The 7,805-nt window shown below is 57.4% G+C and carries 4 protein-coding genes and 1 pseudogene; all 5 read right to left on the reverse strand.

Features of this window, described 5'->3' with window-relative positions; genetic code table 11:
• Positions 1-170, reverse strand: a pseudogene (locus tag EN749_RS25285) (ABC transporter permease); the annotation flags it as partial.
• Positions 167-1,120, reverse strand: coding sequence for an ABC transporter permease (locus EN749_RS25290; RefSeq protein WP_095522033.1), 954 nt, complete (start codon positions 1,118-1,120; stop codon positions 167-169). The gene EN749_RS25290 and the pseudogene EN749_RS25285, both read right to left, overlap by 4 nt.
• 70 nt (positions 1,121-1,190) lie before the next feature.
• Positions 1,191-2,855, reverse strand: coding sequence for an ABC transporter substrate-binding protein (locus EN749_RS25295; protein WP_095522032.1), 1,665 nt, complete (start codon positions 2,853-2,855; stop codon positions 1,191-1,193).
• Between the two features lie 1,080 nt (positions 2,856-3,935).
• Complete coding sequence (locus EN749_RS25300) at positions 3,936-5,072, reverse strand: serine hydrolase domain-containing protein (RefSeq protein WP_095522031.1); 1,137 nt, start codon at positions 5,070-5,072, stop codon at positions 3,936-3,938.
• 1,519 nt (positions 5,073-6,591) lie between these two features.
• On the reverse strand, positions 6,592-7,065 hold the full coding sequence (locus EN749_RS25310) for an Lrp/AsnC family transcriptional regulator (RefSeq protein WP_095522030.1): 474 nt from the start codon (positions 7,063-7,065) through the stop codon (positions 6,592-6,594).
• Positions 7,066-7,805: the final 740 nt, after the last annotated feature.

Below are 7,805 nucleotides of genomic sequence, written 5' to 3' on the forward strand. Positions count from 1 at the left end.
TCATAAGGCACAAAATGTTCGCCGAACAGCGCGCAGGGAATCCAGAACAGCACGATGGCAAGACCGACAAGGAAGGTTCGCGAGCGCAGCAGCGAGAAAAGGACTTCGGCAAGCGGACCGCGCTCGCGGGTATCGTCGGGGGCGGGGGAAGTGGTCTGGACGGCGCTCATTGATCTGACCCCAGCCGGATGCGCGGATTGAGCACGGAATAGAGAAAGTCAACGGAAAGCGTCGCCACGGCATAGACAATGCCGATGGTCAGGGTTCCCGATTCCAGCATCGGGAAATCCTTGCCGCGCGCGGCGGTGACGATCAGCGATCCGATACCCTGGTAGCGGAACAGCGTCTCGATGACGACGAGACCACCGATGAGATAGCCGGTCTGGGTGGCGATCACGGTAATGGTCGGCAGCAGCGCATTGCGCAGCACATGGCGCCAGATCACGGTGCGCCAGGGGAGGCCCTTCAGCACGGCCGTTCGCGTATAGTCGGAATCGAGCGCCTCGATCATGCCTGAGCGCGCCATGCGGGCGATGTAGCCGAACAGCACCAGGAACAGCGGCAGCGAAGGCAGGATCAGGTAGTAGAGTTGGGTGAAGAAGCCGGAGTCGCGCGGCCATGCCGCCGAGATCGGCAGCCAGCGCAGCCAGACGCCGAAGATCAGGACTAGGATGATGCCGGTGACGAATTCGGGCAGCACCGCCACCGACAGGCCGCCAAGACTGATGATGCGATCGAGTGGCCGATTGAGATTGAGTGCTGCAACGACGCCACTAAGAATGCCGATCGGCACAACCAGCACGAAGGCGACCGCCGCGAGCTTGATCGAATTGCCGAGCGCGTCGATGACGAAGGGCGCCACCGGCGAGCGGAAGATATAGGACGTGCCCATGTCGCCCTGAACGAAATTCCAGACCCAGGTCGCATATTGGGTGAGCAGCGGGCGATCGACACCGAGCGTGTGATTTAGCGTATCGACCGCGCGCTGGTCGGCGAAAGGTCCCAATATGGCGCGCCCGACATTGCCGGGCAGCACCTGGCCGCCTAGGAACACCATGACGCTGAGAAGGAACAGTGTGACGAGTGATAGAGCCAGGCGCCGGACAAGGAAGGAGAGAATGGCCTTATACTCCGGGTGGGGCCAGCCCCGGTGAGGAGCTAGCTGTTACACGATTGGCTTCGCTTTCGGTTCAGGCTTTCGACGCTTTATCGAGGAAAAGTTGCCCCATGGCCGTCGGCTGCACGCCTGTCACACCTTTCGCGGTTGGCACCAGTAGGTCGGAGAAATAGCCGAAGATGACCGGTGTTTCCTCGAGCAGCAGGTTCTGAATCTTGCCGGCCGAGGCCTTCTGCGCCTCGAGATCGAGAGCCGCAATGTAGCTGGACACGAGCGCGTCGTAATCCCTGTTCTTGAAATGCGCGGCGTTCCAGGTGCCGTCGCTTTTCAGCGGCGCGGCAAGCAAGACGTTCGGCACGCCGCGGTGAGCGTAGTCCGTGATGCCCATCACCGAATCCAGCCAGTTCGACTTGCCAAACACCGCATCACCATAATAGCGACCCTGGTCGAGGAGGTTCAGATCGAGATCGATGCCGATCTCCTTGACCCAGTTCTGGATGAGCTGCGCGTATTCGGGGATATCAATATAACGCTCGGTGGTCAGCGTCACCTTGAAGCCTTTGCCGGCGCCCGCCGCTTCCATGAGCTGCTTTGCCTGTGCGATGTCCTGCTTGCGTTGCGGCACGCTTGCATCAGTCGAGGGGTAGATTGGAGCAAATGGGCTGTCGTTGCCTAGTGAAGCTCGGCCCTTATGTAGGCCGGCGACCAGCTTGTCGCGATCGAGGCAGAGCGCAATGGCGCGACGTACGCGCGGATCCTTGAACGCGTCGGAATCACAGCGCATGTGAAACTGGTTATGCGCGGACGTCTTCGCACTTATGATATTAAAGTTCGGATCGTTAAGCAGGACAATGCCGGCTAGAGGCGATACCGCGTTCATCATATCGACCTGACCGCCCTGTAATGCCAGGATCTGCGACTGCTCATCATTGAAGAAGGTGAATTCGGTGCGCTCGGGCAGCGCCATCAACCCCCAATAGTTTTCGTTTCGGACGAAGGATGCGCCGACCTTTGGTGTGTATTTCTCCAACTTGAATGGTCCAGTGCCGTCGAAGCTCTTCTCGTAGTCGCCCTTGTAGCTGGCAGGCAGAATGATGGCATTGTAGTTGTCCGACGACAGCATGTAGGGGAAGTTGCCGTTCGGCGTGTCGAGGTGAAATTCGACCGTGTAATCGTCGACTTTCCTGGTGGCACCCTTCTGCAGGATTCCCTTGAACACCGACAGCGCATTGGAAGAACTCGCCGGATCCGCGAGGCGGTCGATGCTTGCGGCCACGTCGTCGGCCTTCATCTCGCCTCCACTGTGGAACTTGACGCCTTTGCGCAGCTTGAACGTCCACACCGTGCCTAGGTCGTTGGACTTCCAACTTTCAGCTAAAACCGGTTGCAGTACAAGGTCTGGACCGCCAACGCAGAGGTATTCTCCGGCCTGCTGCAACAAAACAAAACCAGTAAAGTCACTAGTGGTCACCGGATCGATTGTCGCCGTCGGTGCGATGCAGGCGACGCGAATGGTGGCGCCGGGCGTACCTTGGGCGCGAGCGAGCGAAGGCAAGCCGCCGAAACCCGCGACGGCAGTTATGCGGCCTAGTAGCGGCAGCGAAACACCGAGCAGGCTGCCATGGCGGATGAAGTCGCGACGGCTGACCCGGCCGTCGACCAGGCCATCGATGAGGTGATTTTCATGCGGCGAACGATTGCGCCGGATGAGATCGAGAATGCGATAGTTCTTATTCATGGGTTACCCCTTCCCCTATTTTCTTTTGCTGGCGAATGATCGACGAGATTCGTACGATTCTCCCTCACCCGGCCGTCAACGAGAGCTGTCGACCGGAGTGCTAGCACACGGTCTCACCCGGTCTGTCTGTTGCTGGGCGGCGGAAGGGCTAACCACGAGAAAGACTGTAATTTGCCCCGAGCCGGAAATCCGATGCTTGAATAAAGCTGCGACCGCATTGACAGCATCACCCTCCGACTTTTTTGGACTTTAGCATCAGGGGCAAAGTAGGGGTTGCTGAAGTTTGCCTCCAAAACGAAAAGATTTTCTGAGCTCGACTTTGCCCATTCCTGCAGGATAGCAGAGCGCGTGAGCCATACGCAGACAACGACATGACGGGGTCGTCATCGCGTGCGCTCCAACACCCACGGATTCTCGACCATTTCGAAATCCATCCGCACTCCGGCTTGCGCTTCCTCTCGCCATGCGAGTTCAGGGCGAAAGCCACTGGTGCTTAATGGAACTCGCTGCCTGTCCGGTCAAACGGGGCTACCTCCAGGACCCGGCCCTCCGGCCCTATGAGTTGACCCTCGACGTTATTTGCAAGACGTGCGGTGTCTACGATTAGGTTAATGCGTCGGCACCACCATCGAGTTGCCTAAGGCGCGACCGTCAACTAAAGATGACGAGATGAGCAAGTTTGGTAGCATCGATTACCGTATTCTCTGTGCACTCCAGAGAGGTTTCGGACTGCGGAGAAGATCGACACTTTGCAATGTGCGGGCACGAGATCGTGACTGCGCGAATTGCAACTTCGCCAAAAAAGAGGCTGTCGCGGAAGCTCGTTCGACGACAGCCAACCTGCCCTGGGAGGGTGGGGAACCGGGGTAACGCTCATGATCGTGTTTTAGTGATGAGAACGTCGCCCATCACTATGGGCAGTCGCACGTTCTGACACCGTGACGAGCAGCGCTCCGACGCCAGCCCTGCTCAGGCCGCCTTGGCGGAATAGCCGTGAGCAGCCTTCACCGAGCCCGGTGAAGACGGCAAGGCGTCTAGCGCAACCGGAGCAACGTCGAATTTCCGGTGCCGGCGACCAGCTCATTTTTCCGCAACAAGATCCGCTGTCATCTTCATCAAAGCAGCGCCAAATTCGGGGTCGCTGGCGGCTTTGTTCTCGAGGACACCGAGGTAGACAACGACGGTGCCCGTGTCAGGGTTCGCGAGCATATACTGCCCACCATAACCACTATGTCCGAACCACGTGCCGTCGGTGTACGTTTGACGGCTATAATGAAACCAGTCTAACGGCTTTGCCAGGGAAGGGCCGGGATTGCGGCGGGTCTCTTCGATGAAGGCGGCATCGCCGACGCGGCGGCCGTCGATACCCTCGCCCTTACGCGCAAAGAGCAGTCCATAGCGTGCGAGATCGCGGGCGGTGAGACAGGCGCCACCGGAGACAGCCGGTACACCTTCTCGGTCGCAGGTCATATGGAAGCATCCCTCGATGCCAGCCGCCTCGACGATCTCGATCAGCCAGTCGCGCAGCGGCCGGCCACTGGCCCGCTCAATGATCCAGCCAATGACGTCGCTGTTGGCCGACTTGTAGAGCGCCTCGCCGCTGCGATTCACGAGATCGTCTCCGGTAACGCCGCAGAGGAAGGAGCGAGCCGTCTCGTCCTTTTGACCCTCCGCCGGCAGGCGCCAGCCACCGGCGACGTCCATGTCGAAGGACGAAGTGTAGGGGTCGCTGTAGTCCTCGCTGAAGTCGTTGACGACGTTCATGTCTGCGACCGCCTTGACGGTCGCCTCAGCGTAGCCTGTACCGATCTCCGGCAGATAGGCGCCTACTCGCTCGTCGAGATCGACGAGGCCGTCGGCCACCGCGCGACCGAGCATGAGGTTGAGCGTCGTCTTGGTGATAGACATGATGGCGTGCGGCTTCTCGGGCCCGAAGTCCGGCGCATAGGCTTCGTAGAGGACGCGATCGTCGCGGACCACGACGAAGGCCGAAAAATGCGGCATGCCGAGGAAACGTGCGACGCCGGGACGCTCGCCAATAGTCCAGTCGATCTCCTTCCTGAGTGGCAGGACGCGGGGGGCGCGCAGCGACATCGAATAGAGCATCGTTGTGTGGATATTATGGAAGCCGTGGCGGCGGTGGTCGGGCAGATTCCAGCGCGCCGTGTTGTCGAACAGGGTGATCAAGTCAGGATTGGGGATCGACGGGACAGTCATGCGGTTGGCCTTTACAAGTTCGGGTTGTTAATAAGACTTAGGAGGAGTGCGCAGTGCGAAGCTCACCAACAAGTGCGCCAAGGCCAATTCGATCGATTGCATACTCAAAGCTGATGACGATGCCAAAGTTGCCCAAGTAGGCCGCAGAAAGAGGCCAGTGTCCGCGCCCGCGACAGCGTCAGCATCTTCATAGAACTCGATCACGACGTTCATACGCGGATTGACCTGGTCGTGCCCTCGCGGGCTAGCTGCGTCAATTCCGTGGGCGTCACTTCGCCCGCGCTCACGAGCGAGGCCAAAACCGTGGCATCGCACTCTACGTGTTCGCTCAGTCTCATTTCGGCCGCCCACCGATCCCACAAGGTTGCACGTGAATCGTTATCTACCGCACGCCTTTGGAGGAGCGCATTTTCGACGTCAGTACGGCTCATGCCTTTTCTCGGCAGCACCTCGTTGCCATTTGAAAACGCTGATCGCTTCCAGGATGCACCTTGCGAATACCCTGGTTCCTCAAGAGCTACCCCCGTCTCCATCATAGCTCGTCGCCCGCCAAAACTCCTTAAGGCTGACGTTAACATCGCAGGTTATGGAAGTGTTGCTGATTTATGCCCAGTTTGAGAAAACTCTTACTGAAGAGAAACAAAGAGTCGAAAAATAATTTTATGAGAGCCAAGCGGCTCAGCGCGCTGTTAGCCGTGGCTGATGGCTAAAAACGCTCCATACTTTCGAGCCCCACACGACGGCTACTAGCCGGTCAGAGGCGAGCAGATCGCTGGTGACGCGTGCCGCGCTTGGACATCTCGAATCGCCGAAACGCCCGGTTGCAACGTCTCAGCCACCGCCCGCGCCTTCTCGTCAGAACAGCGTCGCCGAAATTGCCGCAGTGCACCTTCAAGTCGTTCGGACACAGCCGCGACCATATGGAAGTTTAGGGATGTGTTGCAACGTTTTGATTACCGGCGTTGTGGCAGAAACCTCCGACCATTTTCGGAGGGCGCTATGTTCAAGCAACGCCTGATCTGCTTTGCTTGCGCTGGTACTTGGCCTCACATGGCTTCTTGTGGTCAAGGATCAAATTCAGCAACGTATGAGCAGAACTCCAGGACTCTATCGGCATCCAATGTCTGGGTCCGGTTGCATCCAACCGTCTTCGAGCACGATCAACCTCACATGCGGTCGCTGTTCAGTACGGCTGCACAATATCCCGTGTGTGGACGCCCTGTCGGATGCTTGAAGTTTTTTTCTAAAGGCGTGGTGCGCAGGTTCAGGTGCTTCCGTGTGTCCGACATGTTTGGATGCGGCCGGTCATCGACGCCAGGCGATGACCACGTGGGAAGCCATGAGTGCACGGCCTGCCTGAGAAGCGCGGTATCGGCCTCTCGCGGCCGCATTTCAAACAACGTGACAACGCCCGTTAATGATCTCCGGATCCATCGACCATTCCAACACTCTTGGCTTCTGCAGGTTTACCTCTATCGTTCCCATCAAAGACTAATTGGTCGAAACTACAGCACATTGATTATACCCCACTGTGAAAATGGACAGCCCGATCCTCTTTGGCAACCCGACTCACTACGTCGCTGAAATACCTTTCAACACCAAATTCAGGAGTTAGAAATCTCTCTGCGATCTCAGTATAGTGGTCAATGGAGGAAACAATAAATTTGATGTGGTAGTCAAATTGACCCATTACTTCGTAACATTCCATAACTTCGGGAATAACACACATATGGCGTTCAAAGAAATTTAATGCATCGCGATTTTGCCTCGATAGGACCACCTTAGCTAAAACAATCTGGATACTTTGCAACTTTTCAATCGCTATCTCTGCGATGTAACGACGTATGATTCCGTCTTTTTCGAGCTTTTTGACCCTCTGCCAACACGGCGACACGGAAATGCCGACCCTGTCGGCCAGGATCTTAATTGGAAGCCGGCCGTTTTCTTGGAGCACATCAAGAATCCGGTAATCCATGCGGTCTAGCTTGTTCATATCACTTACTCTAACCTACCTGAACGTTCCTTCCACAGTGCTGGCTATGTGCCGGCAGAGGATGCCGCGGCAATGCGTCGCCACCCTGCCACATTTGCCGAATGCAACAGCCCCTGCAACTGTGGGCTCACGAAAAAATGAGATAACGCACTATCTGTCGCGGCCTGAACATCAGCTTTGATGTTTCCATTGTCCTCTATTGTCTTACTGAGTCAGAAAGTCGCGGCTGCGTGGGATTCGCGCTGGTCGCGGATTTGTTAGGGTGCTGCCTGGTGATCATGGAAGCGCCCCGCCATGCCCGACTGGACAGCCGAGAGTGAAGCAGCATTCGACGGCGTTGTCACGTTGTTTGAAATGCGGCCGCGTAAGACCCACACCGCGCTTTTCAGGTAGGTCGTGCACTCACGGCTTCCCACGTGTCCATCGCCTGGCGTCGATGGGTTCGAATTTGTGCTGCAAAGCGGCTGGTCTGCGATGAGACGAGAGGTTTCGGACTGCGGAGAAGATCGACACGAAATGTTCCAATGAATTGGGCGCGTCTGGACGATCTCGTCGAGCATATATCCGCCCTGATCAACCGCTCTCGACAACCAGCATTTCCTTGAGGCCGCCTTCGTCACGGCCGGCAAAGAGAGCATTGCGGCGGTTCATGGCTGGACTTGTGATCGCGTTTTTGACGAGGTTGGGTCGATGTAGAGGCGACCGTGACGAAGGCGGCCTCAAGGAAATGCTGGTTGTCG

The organism is Mesorhizobium sp. M7A.F.Ca.ET.027.02.1.1, from assembly GCF_004022985.1.
GTDB lineage: Bacteria > Pseudomonadota > Alphaproteobacteria > Rhizobiales > Rhizobiaceae > Mesorhizobium.